Source organism: Labrenzia sp. C1B70, assembly GCF_000475395.1.
In the GTDB taxonomy this organism is placed as follows: domain Bacteria; phylum Pseudomonadota; class Alphaproteobacteria; order Rhizobiales; family Stappiaceae; genus Roseibium; species Roseibium algicola.
This window is the reverse complement of sequence record NZ_AXCE01000033.1, coordinates 1-16,763: the sequence shown is the minus strand read 5'-3', so window position 1 is coordinate 16,763 and position 16,763 is coordinate 1. Positions and strand designations below refer to the sequence as shown.

At 55.8% G+C, this 16,763-nt stretch carries 15 protein-coding genes; 11 read left to right on the top strand and 4 right to left on the bottom strand.

Features of this window, described 5'->3' with window-relative positions:
• A partial coding sequence (locus tag Q666_RS54675) for an alpha/beta hydrolase (protein WP_022999851.1) occupies positions 1-530 on the bottom strand: 530 nt, incomplete at its 3' end.
• 271 nt (positions 531-801) lie between these two features.
• Between Q666_RS54675 and Q666_RS54670 the strand changes: the two genes are divergently transcribed.
• The 10 genes from Q666_RS54670 to Q666_RS0133745 all read left to right on the top strand — a co-directional run bounded on the left by Q666_RS54670 (position 802) and on the right by Q666_RS0133745 (position 12,289).
• Positions 802-1,005, top strand: coding sequence for a hypothetical protein (locus tag Q666_RS54670; protein ID WP_022999852.1), 204 nt, complete (start codon positions 802-804; stop codon positions 1,003-1,005).
• Positions 1,006-1,621: 616 nt separating this feature from the next.
• The gene (locus tag Q666_RS66025; protein ID WP_152533412.1) at positions 1,622-2,245 is read left to right on the top strand and encodes a hypothetical protein; all 624 of its coding nucleotides are present in this window, start codon (positions 1,622-1,624) and stop codon (positions 2,243-2,245) included.
• 541 nt (positions 2,246-2,786) lie between these two features.
• On the top strand, positions 2,787-3,863 hold the full coding sequence (locus Q666_RS54665) for a transporter substrate-binding domain-containing protein (RefSeq protein ID WP_022999853.1): 1,077 nt from the start codon (positions 2,787-2,789) through the stop codon (positions 3,861-3,863).
• Positions 3,864-3,870: 7 nt separating this feature from the next.
• Complete coding sequence (locus Q666_RS66585) at positions 3,871-4,197, top strand: YtcA family lipoprotein (protein WP_353608407.1); 327 nt, start codon at positions 3,871-3,873, stop codon at positions 4,195-4,197.
• Between the two features lie 19 nt (positions 4,198-4,216).
• Positions 4,217-5,254: a multidrug transporter subunit MdtN gene (gene mdtN / locus Q666_RS54660; RefSeq protein ID WP_022999855.1), complete on the top strand. Its 1,038-nt coding sequence runs from the start codon at positions 4,217-4,219 to the stop codon at positions 5,252-5,254.
• A complete protein-coding gene (locus Q666_RS54655; RefSeq protein WP_081713333.1) occupies positions 5,238-7,070 on the top strand; it encodes an FUSC family protein in 1,833 nt (610 codons plus the stop codon). Before mdtN ends, Q666_RS54655 begins: the two co-directional genes overlap by 17 nt.
• A 38-nt stretch (positions 7,071-7,108) precedes the next feature.
• Positions 7,109-8,614, top strand: coding sequence for a TolC family protein (locus Q666_RS54650; RefSeq protein WP_022999857.1), 1,506 nt, complete (start codon positions 7,109-7,111; stop codon positions 8,612-8,614).
• Positions 8,615-8,728: 114 nt separating this feature from the next.
• Entirely contained in the window at positions 8,729-9,841 is a 1,113-nt protein-coding gene (locus Q666_RS54645) for a linear amide C-N hydrolase (RefSeq protein WP_022999858.1), read from the top strand.
• Positions 9,842-9,872: 31 nt separating this feature from the next.
• Positions 9,873-11,252: a glutamate decarboxylase gene (locus tag Q666_RS54640; protein WP_022999859.1), complete on the top strand. Its 1,380-nt coding sequence runs from the start codon at positions 9,873-9,875 to the stop codon at positions 11,250-11,252.
• A gap of 143 nt (positions 11,253-11,395) precedes the next feature.
• Positions 11,396-12,289, top strand: a complete 894-nt coding sequence (locus Q666_RS0133745; protein WP_200863763.1) for a hypothetical protein — start codon at positions 11,396-11,398, stop codon at positions 12,287-12,289.
• Between the two features lie 298 nt (positions 12,290-12,587).
• Here the strand turns inward: Q666_RS0133745 and Q666_RS65085 are convergent, their stop codons facing one another.
• Positions 12,588-13,076 carry a hypothetical protein gene (locus tag Q666_RS65085; RefSeq protein WP_152533411.1) on the bottom strand — a complete coding sequence of 163 codons (489 nt, stop codon included), beginning with the start codon at positions 13,074-13,076 and terminating at the stop codon, positions 12,588-12,590.
• Between the two features lie 241 nt (positions 13,077-13,317).
• Here Q666_RS65085 and Q666_RS54630 point away from each other — a divergent pair, with 241 nt between their 5' ends.
• Entirely contained in the window at positions 13,318-14,352 is a 1,035-nt protein-coding gene (locus Q666_RS54630) for a magnesium transporter (RefSeq protein ID WP_022999862.1), read from the top strand.
• A gap of 18 nt (positions 14,353-14,370) precedes the next feature.
• Here the strand turns inward: Q666_RS54630 and Q666_RS65080 are convergent, their stop codons facing one another.
• Both Q666_RS65080 and Q666_RS54620 read right to left on the bottom strand, forming a co-directional pair.
• Entirely contained in the window at positions 14,371-15,072 is a 702-nt protein-coding gene (locus Q666_RS65080) for an META domain-containing protein (protein WP_051990174.1), read from the bottom strand.
• A gap of 52 nt (positions 15,073-15,124) precedes the next feature.
• Positions 15,125-16,525, bottom strand: a complete 1,401-nt coding sequence (locus tag Q666_RS54620) for an amidohydrolase family protein (protein WP_022999864.1) — start codon at positions 16,523-16,525, stop codon at positions 15,125-15,127.
• Positions 16,526-16,763 lie beyond the last annotated feature (238 nt).

Here is a 16,763-nt window from a genome sequence, read left to right as displayed (position 1 = left end):
ATAAAGTGGATGGGCTCTAGTGACGGAACAAAGATGTCTAAATTTGACCCGGAACCCCAATTTGAAAGCGCATTTTCAATGGCTGTGGCGCGATCTCGGTAAGACGGCACAAGGTTATAATCGCCGACCCCGCACGATTTTGCATAACCACCAAAGGTGATCACCTTGGAAACTTGTGCAACATGTGTCGCTGCATAAAGCAAAGACATTGCAGCCCCTTCGGATAGTCCAAAGAGCACACAATCCTTCAGGTTCAATTTGTGGATTATGGCAGCAATGTCATTTGCCCGTTCTTCGAGCGTTGGAGCATTAGAAATGCGGTCCGACAAACCCTGTCCTCGCTTGTCGAATTCAATCACACGGGAAAAGTTGGCGAGTTGGGATACAAAATCCGAGTATTGTGGAAACTCATGATACAGCTCTACATGAGAGAAAATCCCGGGCACCATAAGAATATTTGGCGGACCGTCACCAGTGGCTCGGTAGGCAATGCTCAATCCGTCGCACTCGACATAGTCTGTTTCGTACATCGCGCCCTCTAGTCAGACCGCTTTCGGAGACTCTGAATCTACTGCTAAGAAAGTCTCGCTACATCCCATGGTGCACATTACCACTATAGGCAGCCAGGGGCACGGAGCAGATTTTTCCGCTCAAAGGCTCAAACCAGTCCTTCGTTGCGCATCACCCGAAGGCAAGTACGCGACCAAGTGAACCCGTTTGTCCTGCATGAAGTTCGCCGCCATCGAGGTGCGCCTTCGGCCTCATGCACTGGCCTAAAATCTCGCGAACTTCGTGCGCGCGATGGCGACACTGGAGGTGATCGAGACGTGGTCCCTGTCAAGCCTGCGCGAGCGCCTTATCAAGACCGACTCGCGCCTTGTGCGTCATGGGGGCTACGCCATCTTCCAGATGGTCGCCGCCGCGCTGCGGCGGAAGATATTCGCAAGGGTACTCTACCTGATCAATGGTCTGCGTGGGCCGCCAGACAACCCGGTTCCGGCATGAGCGTCACCTCGATCTGATATGTTCAGCGCCGCTTCAGAGACAGGATTGGCATGTCTGACTTTCCGACCAGTCCCTCACAAACAGCGTTCGAAGCATCAAACTCACACCGCGTCGGTGAAATCGCTCACACAAGCGGTCGGGCTTACCGCTTAACCTTGATCCCACCGCCAAATAGCACCTACGATGGAAGCCGAAGATCAAATGGGAAATCCGCATTCAAAGCTCGCTGGCATTGAACCTCATGAATGGGTGAGCGCGAAATAGAAGATCTAAAAGCCTATCCAGACACCTCGTCGGGAATAACACCGCCGGCTTTAAGGCGGTAGGAATAGCGACCGGGTCAAACGTGTACAAGGATGGACAAGTTGGAGCGATAAACGGCTCGGTTTCGATTATTGGGCGGGAACTCACATTCGAAGAAAAAATGTTTGGCAATTACAAAAAATGGGTGGGAATAATTGCTCTAGCAGTTCGCCATATGGATTTGAACTTTGCATAGCGACACGAAAGTACAGCTCTCCTCCTCACTTATGTCATCACTTATTTTTTCGCATCAAATAATGGAAATATTGAATTAGCGCCTCTACTCACCTGCAGAATATAAAGAGAAAATTACTTGAAATTGAATAAATATCAGAAAGGGCAACAAGATGAAGGCTTACATGAAAAAATAATCTACCGATTAATTCGGTTTGTTTTTTCAAGTATCACAGTTTCCCTATTCTGCATTGGGATAACTTACAGTCAAACTACATTTGACACTATGCTTTTCTTAAATCAGATGAACCAGTCAAATTGTATCGGCAAAGGTGGGCACTGGACGGGAATGGACTGTGCAGGCGGATCATCCACTACACTACGCAAAAAATTTACACCTGCCGAGGAAGCTGAATTACGTAAACTAGCCGATAAGTACTGGTCTGACATGGCTCACGCCGCAGAATGCTTGTTCGGCTTCAATAAGCCGGATGCGCTCGAAGGCACCCGAGAATTCATAAAGAATACATTTAATCAACGTAAAAGAGACGAAAGAACATTTACAATATACAGAGACAAATATGAAAACACCTACGATGCACCAATCGGCATGGGAACACCCGGTTACGATGGCTGGTCTTCACTGAACGGCCTCAAGCGCAGAAGAATGTTACCACCTGATGGTTACTGCGTTCCCCGTCAAGAAGCGAAAGGTATGTTCATTCCGGTAGAATCTTGGCAAAAGTCTCAACTTTCGAAATAGTTGACAGGAACAATTCTTCCACCCCTCCCAGCTATCCTGCATTGCGTTATGACCTGGTGTTCATCAGAGTAAAATCCGAATATGATTGCGTCTGTTATGAAATGACCGGCTCCACAATAGACAGTTAAGTCGCGCCCGGCGCGCTTGTGCGGGGCGGATCGGCGAGTGCAATGGTATTGGACTCGATCCGAAAATTGGATCAATGTCGTTGGGGGGGAACACGGCCCCGCCTTTCAGTGTGAACACGGCAAACCACATCTGAAGGCCGGGTCAACACCTCGGATTTGGGTGCCCTGCCCTGGTTTCAATTGGGTCCAGTCATAGAGGGAAGCACGATTAGATCAATTATTGCCGGGTACTCCACTTGCGCTCATCCGTTAACTTGACGTTATAATCCACTTGTACAAACTTCAGCTAAAAGCTGTGTGCTTTTTGATTTTCCCTCCATCTGAAATTCCGATTTGACAGAATTGCCGTTACATCCATTCCAACCCCGATCAAACAGTCACTGTCTTCGTCGCCCCATGATAAGGTAGCCTTCATGCTGCGCTTCCTCGCTGCACTTTTCGTTTCCTTCAGCTTCTCCTCATTCGCCGATGCACAGGATTCGGCTCCGGAGACCACGCAGATTGTTGTCGGCGTCCACGAAAGCCCTCCCTTTGTCATGATTGAAGGTGAGGAAGTCACCGGCATGGCAGTCGATTTGTGGGAATATATTGCCGGCGAAATTGGCGTGGGATACACCTACAAACCATACGACACGGTCGGACAGCTGGTCGATGCGGTTTCGGCCGAGGAAGTCGATCTTGCAGTTACCAATCTGACCATTACCGAAAAACGCGCTGCCCGTTTCGATTTCACACAGCCCTGGTTCGATGCAGGGTTGCGCATCATGGTGAGCGAGACACCGCACGTTGGTTTCCGGGGACTGATCGAAGGTTTGCATGATGCGGGTTACCTCAAGGCCTACGGCTGGTTGGCATTCATTATTCTGATTTCAACCATCGGAATGACCGTTTTTGATCGCAGGTTTGACAAGGACTTTCCCGAACGCTGGACCGAAGGTGTGGCCGAAAGCTTCTATTCCGTGATGTCCGTCGTCACCTCGGGCAAGTCGCCCAAGCGCAAAAACCTGTTCGGCTGGGTCGGGCGCATCTGGCAAGCTCTCTGGCTTGTTTGCGGCATTGCAGTCATGGCCTATGTCACTTCTTCAGTGACCAGCGTGATGACCAGCCTTTCAATCACGGGAACCGTCCACAACGTGTCCGACCTGCAAGGCAAGACGGTTGCCGTCGCCCAAGGCAGTAGTGCCGAGGAATTCACGCACGATTCAATCATCACATCCATTTCCACCAAAAATATCCAGGCCTCGGTTGATGCACTCGATAGGGGGTGGGTGGAAGCGATTATCGGCGATGCACCAGTGTTGGAATATTACCTGCACCGCAACCCGCAGCGAGAGCTCAAGGTAGTTGGTCCAATCTTCCAGCCAGAGAAATATGGCTTCGGACTTCCGCATGGAAGTCCGTTGAGACGGGAGATGACCAAGGAAGTGGTCGGCGCCCAGGAAGACGGGCTGATCGAGGATCTGCGTAAGAAGTACTTCGGCGACAACTAGGGTACGGATGAAACGCTCTACATGGCGGCGAGCAGACGAAAGGATGAAGATGTTCTGGAAATCAACGCGACCAAAGGCGTTTGCCAGTGCTTCCTGCCTCTTTTTTTCCGTGCTGACAGCCACCTCTGCTTCCGCAGCGGCTCCGAGCGTTCCGATGTTCGGAAGCTACTTTCCTTCCTGGCTATTGTCCTTCGGAGCCGCGGTCTGTCTGACTGTTATCGCGCGGGTCGTGTTTGTGACCGTCGGGCTTGAGGATATTCTCCGCTGGCGTGGTACTCTTTACCTCTGCCTCGTTGCCGGTCTTACCGCACTCATCGATGTATTCGTGATCTGAGCGTGTAGGAAGAAGCGTGATGAGCAAAAGAAAAGCGAAAGCGATCGGAACCATCGTCAGTATTGGCCTTATCGCCGCTGCGCTAGCAGCCGTCTATTTTGGATACCAGTCGTCTACGAATCTCTCGGTCTCCGACGACGCAATCCTCAAAGCGGATGTCGTTCACATCGCGCCATCCATCGCGGGGCGGATAACGCGCATTGCGGTGGATGACAGCGCTTTCGTGCGGAAAGGCGATGTCCTGTTTGAAATCGATGCTTCTGTCTACGCGCTCGCGGTCGACCAGACACAGGCGGATCTCGATATCGCGCTCGCGGCCCAGACTGATCAGTCTCAAAATATTCAGGCGCAGCTTCTCAATGTGGCGATAGCCGAAGACCAGGTGGAACGGGCCGAGACCAACCTTGAATTGGCGACCCAGACCCTCACGCGGCTCCTGCCCATGGAAGAAAAAGGCTATGTATCTGCCCAGCAGGTGGACACCGCTCGAACGGCACAGAAAGATGCGCGCGTTAGTCTCAACGAGGCGCTAAAGCAACTTGAGGCGGCTCAGGCCCTGGTACGAACAGAAGCTGGTGCGGAATCGCTGGTGGCCGAGCGTCAAGCCGCCTTGGCAATTGCAGAGTACGAATTGTCCAACACGGTGGTGCGAGCACCTCACGACGGTCGTATCGCCGGGCTGACTATCTCTTCGGGAGAATACGTCTTGCCTGGTCAGCGTGTCTTCACACTCATTCGGGCCGATACCTGGCATGCCTCTGCGGCTTATCTTGAAACCATCCTTCCCAAAATATCGGTAGGAGACTGTGCAACGGTTTATGTCTTGTCCGACCGGAACAAAGCGATTGCAGGTGTTGTGGACGGGATCGGCTGGGGGGTCGCGTCGAAAGAACTTATTGAGCTTCCGGTGTCCTTGCCGATCGTGCCCAAGTCGCTGGACTGGGTCCGAATACAACAACGCTTTCCGGTCCGGATCCGGCTCATCGACCCACCGGATGGTTTGATGCGTGTAGGTGCTTCCGCTAACACGGTCGTTCATCATGACAAATCCTGCTAAGCAATATCCTGGTCTCATATGGCGACGGATCCTGGAAGACCTGACGCCTTTCCCAGGTCGCTTCCAACTTTCCTGGCAGGTGGCTCTTGTGTGCTCAATCGCGGCGGCCGTCTCCATGACGTTCCGGATCCCGGAAGCAGCAATCAGCCTCTATCTCGTGATCTTCCTGATGAAGCGAGACGCGCTCAAAAATTGCATCATGGCACTCGGGCTCGTTCTACTCGCAGCTCTTGTCATTGCAGGCATGGTGCCCCTGATCTCCGCGACCGCGGACTCACCTGCGGTGCGGCTAGCTATCATATTCGGAGCCTCGTTCGTTTTCCTATATCTCAGTTCCGCCACCATGCTGGGGGAACAAGCGGCCATTGTCGGTCTCATCATTGCCTTCCTTCTTACCCTGGTAAGCGACGTCCCAGTCGCAAACATTGCGGACCAGGGCCTGCTGATGGCCTGGAAGATGGTCCTCGTGCCTATGGCAGTGATGTTCCTGTTCAGCCTGGTTGCAGGCCCCGCGCCACAGCGTCTCGTTCGCGACAAGATTGCCGAGAGGCTGCGCTGCGCCGCCGGCCTTTATGAAATCGGCGCGCACTCAGGTGCGCTGCGGCAGCTCCTTTCCGAAGGCAATCAGGCACTGGCGCAAAAGATGATGCTGACCCGGGTGTTGCGGCTGGCTCCGCGCCCCGAGACACTCTGGCTGACCGGGGCTGTGGCCACAAGCTACCAGGTGCTGGTCTACGCATCCCGTCACGCAAACCTTGCCGCTGGGGAAACGTGCCCTGAACATGCCGCCGTGCTCAACCGGTTTGCAGATCAAGTCGCAGCAGGCGAGTTTCCGAAACCCGCGGATGCCTGCGGCACAGACCTGCCGGTTCACGACCCAATCATGGAGGTTCTGGCCAAACTGGCTACGCCGGACGGAGGCGGTCAGCCTGACTTTTCGTCACCCGAGCTGGTTTCTACTGACGCCCTGACCAATCCCGAACATTTGCGGTTCGCGCTGAAGACGGCTTCCGCGGCGCTCCTGTGTTATCTGCTCTATACTGGCATCCATTGGGACGGCATACATACGGCGATGATCACCTGCTATGTCGCCTCACTCGGCAGTGTCGGAGAAACAGTCCACAAATTGGTGCTGCGGATTGGCGGATGTCTCGTTGGAGCGACTTTAGGAGTGGCTTCCCTGTTTTTCATCATGCCATACATCACATCGGTCGGGGGGTTGATGATCCTGGTATTTCTCGGTGTTCTTGCGGGCGCCTGGGTCTCGTCTGGAAGCGAGAGGATCAACTATGCCGGCGTCCAGATCGCGCTCGCGTTCCTGCTGACGGTGCTCAATGATTTCGGACCCAGTTTCGAGTTTTCGCAAGCCAGCGACCGGATCATCGGCATACTGGTCGGCAATCTGGTGGTGTTCCTGGTATTCACGCGTTTCTGGCCTAAAAGTGCGCTTCTGGCTGCCGGAGAGAAACTCTCGAAGGCCGCAGCCTTGCTCGAACGGGCGACCGATAAAGGGCCGCCTTCCGCGCACACCGGGGATATTGCAGAAGTCCATTCTGTTCTTGCGGAGGCAGATCGTCTGATCGAGACGGCTGTGTTCGAGACCGCACATATGCATCCCCGCGGGATGGATCGAACCAGTCTCCAGGCGGCAGTTGAAGAATTGCGGTACCTTGCAATAGAGCTGGCCTGCGACGAGGTATCGCCCGACCAAACACGTTCCTCGCTGGCAGAAACACTGACGAGGCCCGGTCTACTGCCGGCCAGTTCGGATAGTTCAAGCCATGACATGGCGACACTGTGCCGGGGAGGTGCGTGATGTTTGCCTGCTTCCCTCCTGACGCCGCGGAGAGCCTAATGCGACTTGTATTTCGTACCGGCGCGAAGCGCCTGTCTGCATGGTGCCGGTATCTGCTTATCGCAGCCCTTCTTACAGGTTGCGTGGCCGACTCCTACCGCGACGCACCGCAAGCACCCGACAAGGCCTGGCATCCCGCCAGATCGCCCGGTGCGGCTTCGAACTTCTCCGTCGCGAGCAACCCGGAGGTTCTTGGTGAGGGCGCTGATGTGCGGGTTAACGCGACCTACAATCTAGCACAACTGATCGATCTGGCACAGAAGAACAACCCGTCGACGCGCGTAGCCTGGGAGCGCGCGCGGCAAGCCGCACTCGCGGTCGGCATGGTCGAGGCTTCGTTTCTCCCCGTGCTGACCGGCAACGTCATCGGAGGATGGACCGAAGTCGTCACTCCGGTTCCGGACCTGCAGGGCGGGACGCGAGACCTGTCAACGACCGTTCAAGGAGCCCATCCCAACCTTGCCCTGCAATGGCTCGTGTTCGACTTTGGTCAGCGCCAGGCGTGGCGCGAAGCAGCCAAACAGGATGCCCTTGCCGCGAATGTCAGCTTCAACGGAACGCACCAGGCGCTGATTTACGCAGTAACCCAAGCCTACTATCGCTATGACCTTGCTGAAACCAGCGTCAAGCTCGCTGACCAGGCTTTGCGCAACAGCCGCGAAGTCAAGTCTGCAGCAGAAGCAAGAATGCAAAACGGGACTGGGACCAGAATAGAAGTCGCTCAGGCGAACCAACTGGCGGCGCAAGCCAAGCTGCGGCGGGTCCAGGCCGAAGATTCTCGCCTGGACGCTTACCAGGAGCTGATCGGCGCAGTAGGCATTTCACCGAGATCGCAAATTCGCATCGTTTCCGTTGCAAACCGTCGCTTGCCGACCGCGTCTTCGGTTCCTACCGATCGGATCATCGAGACCGCCCTGGCAAGACGGCCGGACGTTCTTGCCAGCTATGCGGCCGTAAAGGCGAGCAAGGCCAACGAACGGGCAGCCGATGCCGCCTTCCTGCCGAAGGTATATCTGAGCGGGATTGCTGCTTCCAACCAGACTGGGTTTCAGGTCAATAATCTGCCTGAAGTGGGCGTCGACTCTGGCTCAACCGGCGTCTTCGTCGGCGTCAGCATTCCTCTCTATGACGGGGGCATCCGCAACGCCAGGCGGAAACGGGCCAAATCGGAGACGGCGGCAGCCCGCGCCGGGCTTGAACAGACGCGGCAGACGGCGACACGCGAAATCGTGATTTCCTCCGATAATCTGCGCTCGGCCCTGGAAGCATTTTCCGCCGCATCTGAATTGAAAGCCGCAGCAAGCCTGACTTACGATGCAGCCTTCGACGCATACCGGAACGGTCTGGGAACGATCACGGACGTCACATTTGCTGACACCGGGCTGCTCGAAGCCCGGCAGGCGCAGGCAGATGCGCATGCTGCTGCACTTGTCGCCGCAGCGTCGCTGGCGTTTTCACTCGGGGCCATGACTTCCGCAGCCGCTCCCGTCGTGGCCTCGCAATGAGGTGCAGTCGGGCACATCATCGCCTGGACGAATGGGCTTCCGTCGACACCGGACCATGGCGTTAAAGAGACCCGTTTCGAACTAAAGAACTCTCCAAACACTGGAAGTAACTGCATGTGTACATCTCTCATTTACCGTGATGCCGCAGGCAAGGCCTATCTCGGCAGGACCCTTGAACTAACGATGGATCTTCCCTACCAGGTGGTCTTCTTTCCTAAGGCGCTCGACTACACGTCACACATCGATGGACACCCGGACCTGGTCTTTTCCGGCAAGTACAGCGTTATCGGTGTAACCATGCCAGGACGCATGCCAACGCCGGACGCTCCGCTGACATTTCGGGACTTAAAATGTCTGGAAGGCATGAACGATCAGGGCCTGACCTTCAGCCTCCTGTCCTACCCGAGCGCGGGGGGGCGGAAGCAGGCGGTCGAAACGACAACAGCTGTCCTGTCTGCCTCAGATCTTGGAAGCTGGGCGCTGAGCCAGTTTTCCAGTGTCGATGAGGTGCGCCAGGCTCTCGAAGAGCAGCCGGTGCTGCTGGAGCCGTTGGCCCTTCTCGGCGGTGTCGAGTCTCCGTTCCACTATGTTGTTCACGATTCCAGCGGCGCTTCGCTCGTGATCGAATTCAATCTTGGCAGCATGTCGCTCCACGACAATCCCGTCGGCGTGATGACAAATGGACCTGAATTTCCGTGGCACGTGACAAACCTGAACAACTACACGTTCCTGACGAACGTCGATAAATCAAGTGCCCGCTTCGGCGACTACCTTGCAGTGCAGCCGGATTCGGGAATTGCGACTGCGGGCCTGCCGGCCTCCAATACGTCGGTTGGGCGTTTCGTGCGGGCTGCCTACTATGCGCATTTCGCCGAGAAGGCCGCTACGGCCGACGAAGCAGTGTTGACCCTTGCCCACATCATGAACAATTTCGACCGGCCACGCGGCGTTACCATCGACTACCCCGACGAAGGAGGCGGTCATCTCGAGGTGGCCGGGCTCCCGGATGAATCGCCGGCCGAATATGCCACGGAATTCACGAGTTGGACCAATCTCTCGGACCTTGATCGAAAACTGTTCCACCTCAGGCCTCATGGTAGCCTGAACTACGTGCGTTTCGATCTCGAAGCGCTTTCGTCCGAAGCGGAGGTACGGGTCCTTCCGATGACAGCACTCAAGGGCGAGCTGATTGATGCCACGACAAAACTGACGCCATTTGCCAAATAAAATTTTTAGTTTCCAGACCCTGGAGAATTTGATGAACAAAAGACGCCACGAGAGTTTTGACGAGGTCTACGGTGCGCGGGACGCTGGCAATGTTTTGCCGAAGTCCAGGTTTCCCAAGGACGAACGCGACCCCCGCCATGTATATGCGGCAGTGCGGGACGAGCTGATGCTGGACGGCAACGCCAGACAGAACCTCGCAACGTTCTGCCAGACCTGGGAAGAACCTGAAATCCATCGCTTGATGAATGATTGCATCGACAAGAACATGGTCGACAAGGACGAGTATCCCCAAACAGCTGAAATCGAACAACGCTGCGTCCGCATGTTGGCCGATCTCTGGCATGCTCCCGATGGCTCGGCGACGGGATGTTCGACGACCGGTTCGAGCGAAGCCGCAATGCTTGGAGGTCTGGCGATGAAGCGACGCTGGGAGGCGCGAAGGAGGGCGGAGGGAAAACCTATCGATCGACCGAATCTCGTGACCGGACCTGTGCAAATCTGCTGGCACAAGTTCACCCGCTACTGGGATATCGAACATCGCGAAATCCCGATGGAAGAGGGACGCTTGCTGATGAACCCCGAAGAAGCGCTCAAATATTGCGACGAGAACACGATAGGGGTGGTGCCTACGCTTGGTGTCACCTTCACCGGCGAATACGAGCCGGTAAAGGCCGTGAGTGATGCGCTCGACCGGTTTCAGGCGGAAACCGGACTTGACATTCCTATTCATGTCGACGGAGCAAGCGGCGGCTTCCTGGCTCCGTTCTGCGCGACCTCCCTCGAGTGGGACTTTGCTCTGCCGCGGGTGAAGTCGATTAATGCCTCTGGCCACAAGTTCGGGCTGGCCCCACTTGGCGTTGGTTGGGTGCTGTGGCGGGAGGAGAGGGACCTGCCGGAAGAAATGGTCTTCTGGGTCAATTACCTAGGCGGAAACATGCGTGATATCGCGCTCAATTTCTCACGTCCGGGAGGACAGATCGTCTGCCAGTACTACAACTTCCTGAGGCTAGGACACGAGGGCTATTCCAAAGTGCACGGCGCCTGCTACAGGAGCGCCCGGTACCTGGCCGATGAGATTTCCAGGTTTGGTCTATTCGACATCGTCTTCGACGGCGATCCCGCAAAAGGTATCCCTGCGGTCTCCTGGAAGCTCAAGGATGACGCCGATCCGGGCTTTACCCTCTTCGATTTCGCCGACAGGCTCTGCGTGCGTGGATGGCAGGTACCTGCATATACACTGCCGGCCAATAGACAGGACCAGGCGATCCAGCGCATCCTCGTCCGCAACGGTGTCAGCCTTGATCTGTGTGCTCAGCTCATCCAGGACATGCAGGCAGCGATCGACCATCTCGAGGTGCATCGACCGAGCGCTCCACTCGGTAGCGACGGGTTTTCCGGGTTCCACCACTAGAGCACATCGGGGGGCGACCTTTGGCGCCGCCCCTTCCCGCCCCGCCACGGACGGGTGAGACAACAGTGTCGCCTCTAAATGCAACATGCTCTGGCTGACCCAATATGGCTGTAAAGGACCCGACAAGGCAACAGGTGGAGAGCATGGAAACTACCTCACACAGCAATGAAAGCTCGGTCGAGATTTTCCGGCGTGGCGCTTGGCCGTTCGTTACCACCCGGACTTTCCGTTTGCACGAGGGCGAGTTCATCTGGCGTGCCCGTCAACATCGCAAAGGGTTCGTTCGCGTCCCAGGACAGGGGACGATACCGTTTTGGCATCGCCCCTCCTACAACTGGTGGATGGGCGTGGTCTTCGCAGCCGGGGCATCCTTGTTCATGCTGGGTTCTCTCCTGTCACTGGTGCCTGCCGATCTGTCGGGTTTCCAGATAAACTGCGTCTTCTTTGCAGGCTCTATCCCGTTCACCGTCGCCGGCTACTTGCAACATTTCCAGTCGGCAAACACGTCAGCCTTTGCCGGTATCGGCGTACCGACCGAGGTAACGCGAGGCATCCGCTGGATTGGCTGGCAACCTGCGAGCCCGGGCTGGTGGTGTACGCTCGCACAGTTTGCCGGAACGATTGCGTTCAATTTCAACACTTTCGATGCAATACAACCGCCGGCCGGCCAGCTTGCACAAGATCTCCTGATCTGGGCACCGGGCATGATCGGCTCCGTTTTCTTTCTTGCCTCGGGTTACCTCGCCTATATTGAAACCGGCCACGCCCATATTTCCTGTCAGCCAAGGGACCTTGACTGGTGGATAGCAGCCATCAATCTTGTCGGATGTATCGCCTTCATGATCGCGTCGATACTGGCATATGTTCCGGCAATCAAGGCACCCGGCTGGATCCTTGAGCTCTCCAACCTGCATCTATTTCTCGGGGCCGTTTGCTTTCTTGCCGGTGCGTTGCTGCTGATGGTGGAGGCTCGGGTCGACTGGGAAAAGGAAGCCTATAAGGGCGATCCGCCTTCCACGCTCAGAACCTCAGAGTGATGCCGCCGACTGGTCCTGATAATGTTGACTGAAAGACATGCCCATCCGCATCGTAGTCTACTGATAATGTCTTGTAGCCAACGGAAAGGACCAGTCTCTCGTTTATCTTGTAGTTGGCTGTCGCAAGAAGTTGCCAAGTGCTATCCGCCCCCCCGAACCCGCCAACGTCCCCCTGAACCAGAAGCGAGAAAGCGTCGTTGAGATGAAAGTGTGCCCTTGCGCCGACCAGCGGGTCGGTCCAGCCGTAGTCGCTCTTTACGCTAAAGTGTCTTCCGGCTGCACTGACCTCGAGATTGTTTCAGAGGTGCCAGTGCCTGATGCCGCCCAAGACGTCGAGGGTAATACGACCAGTATCGACAGCACGGTATCCGCCCTTGAGCGTGGCCGAGAACTGCGCCGTGTCGTACTTGGCGCCGATAACACCTACATAAGGAACCGGTCCGACCGTCTCGCTGTCAGAAAGGTTCACATACATTGCGTCCGCCGACAGGATCCAGCGCCCGTACCTTCCGTAAAGGTTGACGAAGCCCGCAAGCTCGAGTTGCTCGAAAATGTCGGAGAACGTCTTCTCGATACGCACGCTGGGGACACGGCGAAAAGGAGACACCTCCCCTTGGAGCGTGGCTGCCCAGGCATAAGGGGTGACCTGAAACACAGCTTTGGGGGAACTTTCCGACACACTCGCTGCACGGGCGTGAAGTTCACCGGCTCCACATGCGCTGACGCCTCCCCAAACCACGGCAACAGCGCAAATCAAGCTCCAGGAAAGTCTTATCGTGAAGTTCATCGTTGCATCATAAATGATTGTGAAAACTGAATCTTGACAGTCATCCAACATCAAATCACCAGCCAGTCAGACACGTATCATCAACGTCGATGATTGTGAAGGTTGGCCTTCTCGTTGAGATCTGCTGACTAGATGATTCCGATGTCGTGCAGTTAGTCGGTCACAATCGTTGTTTGACAATGGCTCTCAGGGATGGCGAAAACATCGGGGTCAATTCCTAGGAAACTTTCAGGACAGGCAGATGACAAATCGATCAAAAGAAACCGGTGAAACAGCTCCCTTCGAGCCGGTCAGCCTGTTACTGCAACAACCCATGATGATCGACGGAAAGCTGACATGCCGGGAAGCTGTGAGATTGTTTGCGAACAGTCCTGACGCACTCGACGGATACGCCTGCGTGAATTATCCGGATGGACGGTATGCTGGGCTGCTGAGTCTCCAACGGTGCGTTGCAAGCAATCCGGACTTTCCGGTGATCGGCGTTGCCACAGTAGATCATCCCATCGGCCGACCGGACTGGACCGCCGAGGAAACGGCCGGCAAGATTCATGACGACGATCTAAAAGCCCTGCCTGTGGTAGACAACGAAGGAACACTTCTCGGACTTGTGCCTGCCATCACGGCACACCGGTTCTTGTTCGACAAGTTCAAAGCCGAGTCTGATACTTTTTCCGGGTTGGTAGGACAGTCCGATGACCACTACCTGGACCTGTCCATCTGGATGGATTTCCAACGCCGGCTTCCCTGGATTATGGGTTTGGCCGTTGCCGGACTTGCTGCCGGCTATGTAGTTCATCTCTATGAGAATGCTCTTGATGCGCTGGTTATCCTCGCGCTCTACATGCCGATGGTGGCCGATACTGGCGGCAACGTTGGCACTCAGTCAGCCAGTTTAGTGACACGTGCGATCAGCTCGGGCGGGCTGCAGGTAAGCGACACGGCAAGGGTGCTCTGGAAAGAAACGAGAGTGTCTCTATTAATGGCAGCGTTCCTCTTTCTGTTCGCCTTTCTCAAGGTGTTGTTGATCTCGAACGCGCAGGATGTGCCGGAAGGGCTGACGCTGCAGGGCATCGGGCTCGCGATCGCGACTGCACTTGCGGTACAGGTCGTGAGCGCTACCTTGATCGGGGCCGTTCTACCTGTGGTTTCCCTGGCCGCGCGGCAGGATCCGGCGGTTGTTTCTGGACCCGCATTGACCACGATAGTAGACGTCACAGGTCTCCTAATTTATTTCAGCATCACAACCCAGTTCCTCGGCCTGAGGCTGGTGGAGTAACAGACATCGAATGCCAGCCTATTCGGCGCGGCAGGAAAGGTCGGGAGTGCTATCCCCGATGCGAGCGAGCGTAGCTTCGCGCGCGCCCTTCGTCCACCAGACATATTCGCCACCTGCGTAACGCGCACCAGTCGCAGATACCACCGCGGCCGCAACGAGGGTCTCGTCCGGCATCTTGAGGATCGCCAGTGAAATCTGGCTAGCGTTGATGTAATCGACCTGTAGCTGCATTTCCTCGCAGCTGTAGTTAACCGTTGAGGTCTCGACTTGCGTGCCAGCCGGCAGTGCAAGTTTGAAACGGATCTCAGTCAGCAGCGGTTCAAACCGAAGTCTTTCGTTTCCCTCCTGGTCGGAGAAGGTGAGTACCCTGTCGGCCATGTTCCATCTGGCGACCGCTGCCAGCGTCTCCAGGAAGCTCTGCTCCTGCTGCATTTGTGGCTCGGTACACATCATACGTGTCGTCGCAACGTTCTTGAATGAGAGCGTTGAGCCTTCCAATATGGCCCGCGAGGTGAAACGGTTGCATCCGGCTTGGCCAGATGCGGTTCCGTCTTCGCCTATCATCAGCGAAGTTTCCACTCCTGTGTTGGCGGCCTTGCCATCGAGTTCCACTAGCCGCCAGACTTCGTCGACCATTAAGGGTGGCGATGCCAGCGAGGTACAAGAGAAGAAGATCGTCAGAACGAGTGCGAGAGCGATCGGGTAGTGAAGAGGTTTCATGTCAGAATGCCAACAGTCGAATGGAGTGGGGATGTAAAAAGAGCTGTGTTTTTCAAAGCGTCTGTTTCACAATCTGACCTCCCTTGAGAATGAGCCGCAGGTTGGTTTCGGGATCACCCAGGAACGCCAAATCTGTTGCCGGGTCGCCATCAACCACCAATAGATCGGCCATGGCACCCGGCGTGATGACACCCAGCGGCGCTGGATAAGGGCTTCGGGCGCCGGACAATGCGAGCAGTTCACCATTTCTGCCGGTGGCCATGCGCAGTGCCTCGAGGGGCGACATGAAGCGTGTGATTTTTGCAAGCTGACGGCCTTGGCTGACCGTGCCGGCAGGGTTCATTAGGATGTCGGTGCCAAAGGCGATGTCGACCTTATAGCGCGCTCCCCATTCGTAAGCCTTAACGGTACCTTCAGCCACTCGCTTTTGGGCATTTTGTCTGGCGACATCCGGATACTTGTTGGCATCGTCATCGGCCAGGAACGGCTGAAGGCTCCACCAGACGCCCGCGTCGGCCATCATCTTCACGGTTTCCTCATCCGCGAGTTGGCCGTGCTCGATGCTCTTGATCCCCGCACGCACGGACCGCTTTATTCCTTCCGAGGTATAAACATGGGCACAGACGTAGGTTCCCCAATCGCTTGCCGCCTCGACTGCGGCTCTGAGTTCTCTTTCAGTGTATTGCACTGCGTCTAGTGGGTCATAGGGAGACGCGACGCCACCACCGGCCATGATCTTGAGTTGACTAGCGCCTTTCATGAGCTGCTCGCGGGCACGCAGAAGAACCATGTCGGCACCATCCGCGATGGCGGCTATACCCGTCTTTTCGGCGTAGCTGAGCGTGCCCGGTGCGGATGGAACTTCGTTCAACTGCCTGAAGTCGCCGTGTCCCGACGTCTGCGAAAGCATGGCGCCGGAAGGGAAGATTCTCGGTCCTTCGACCACGTTCTCGTCAATGGCTCTTTTCAGTGCGAAAGCAGGCCCGCCGACATCCCGGATTGTGGTGAACCCGCGCCTCAGCGTAGCCCCGGCCTCACGTGCCGCGAGTAGGTGCACATAGCCGACATCGGCTGTCAGCGCAGTCATCTGATCAACTGCTGCCAACGTGCTGTGCCAATGGGCGTCGATCAGACCGGGAATGACCACCCGGTTTCCACAATCGATGTTGTTTGCGTCTTGGATTTTGTCGCCTCGTGGCACTAAAGCGGAGATCCTGTCACCTTCGACAAGAATGTCGACATCTTCCCGCAGGCGTAGGCTTTCGCCATCGAAAACGCGGAGATTTTGCAGGAGTAGGGCTTTGCGCGAAGCTCCGCCGTGTGCATAGCTTGGTGTAAGTCCGAAACCGGCGAACATGCCCAGAGTCGCGATTGTCCCCCCTAGCATTTCCCGCCTCGAAATATCGGCGTTGATGCGCGCATAGGCCGCAAGTGTTTCTGGTGCACAACACATGCAGCTCTTAGGCGCATTGGTGGAAAACGAAGGGGGGGTACACCCGCAGTCACAAAGTCTCATTTACAAACTCCTAGAAAACAAAGTTGTTTCTTGCCTGTTTTCGAACATTATGTTGAAGATTGAAATGCCTCCTTCAATGGAGGATTGGTCAAAAGAGGGCGAGAGCCCTAGAGCCCATCCGTTATTCGATGAATCGATTGTGATGTGACATACTGGCAGCGGCCTGATTCAAGTT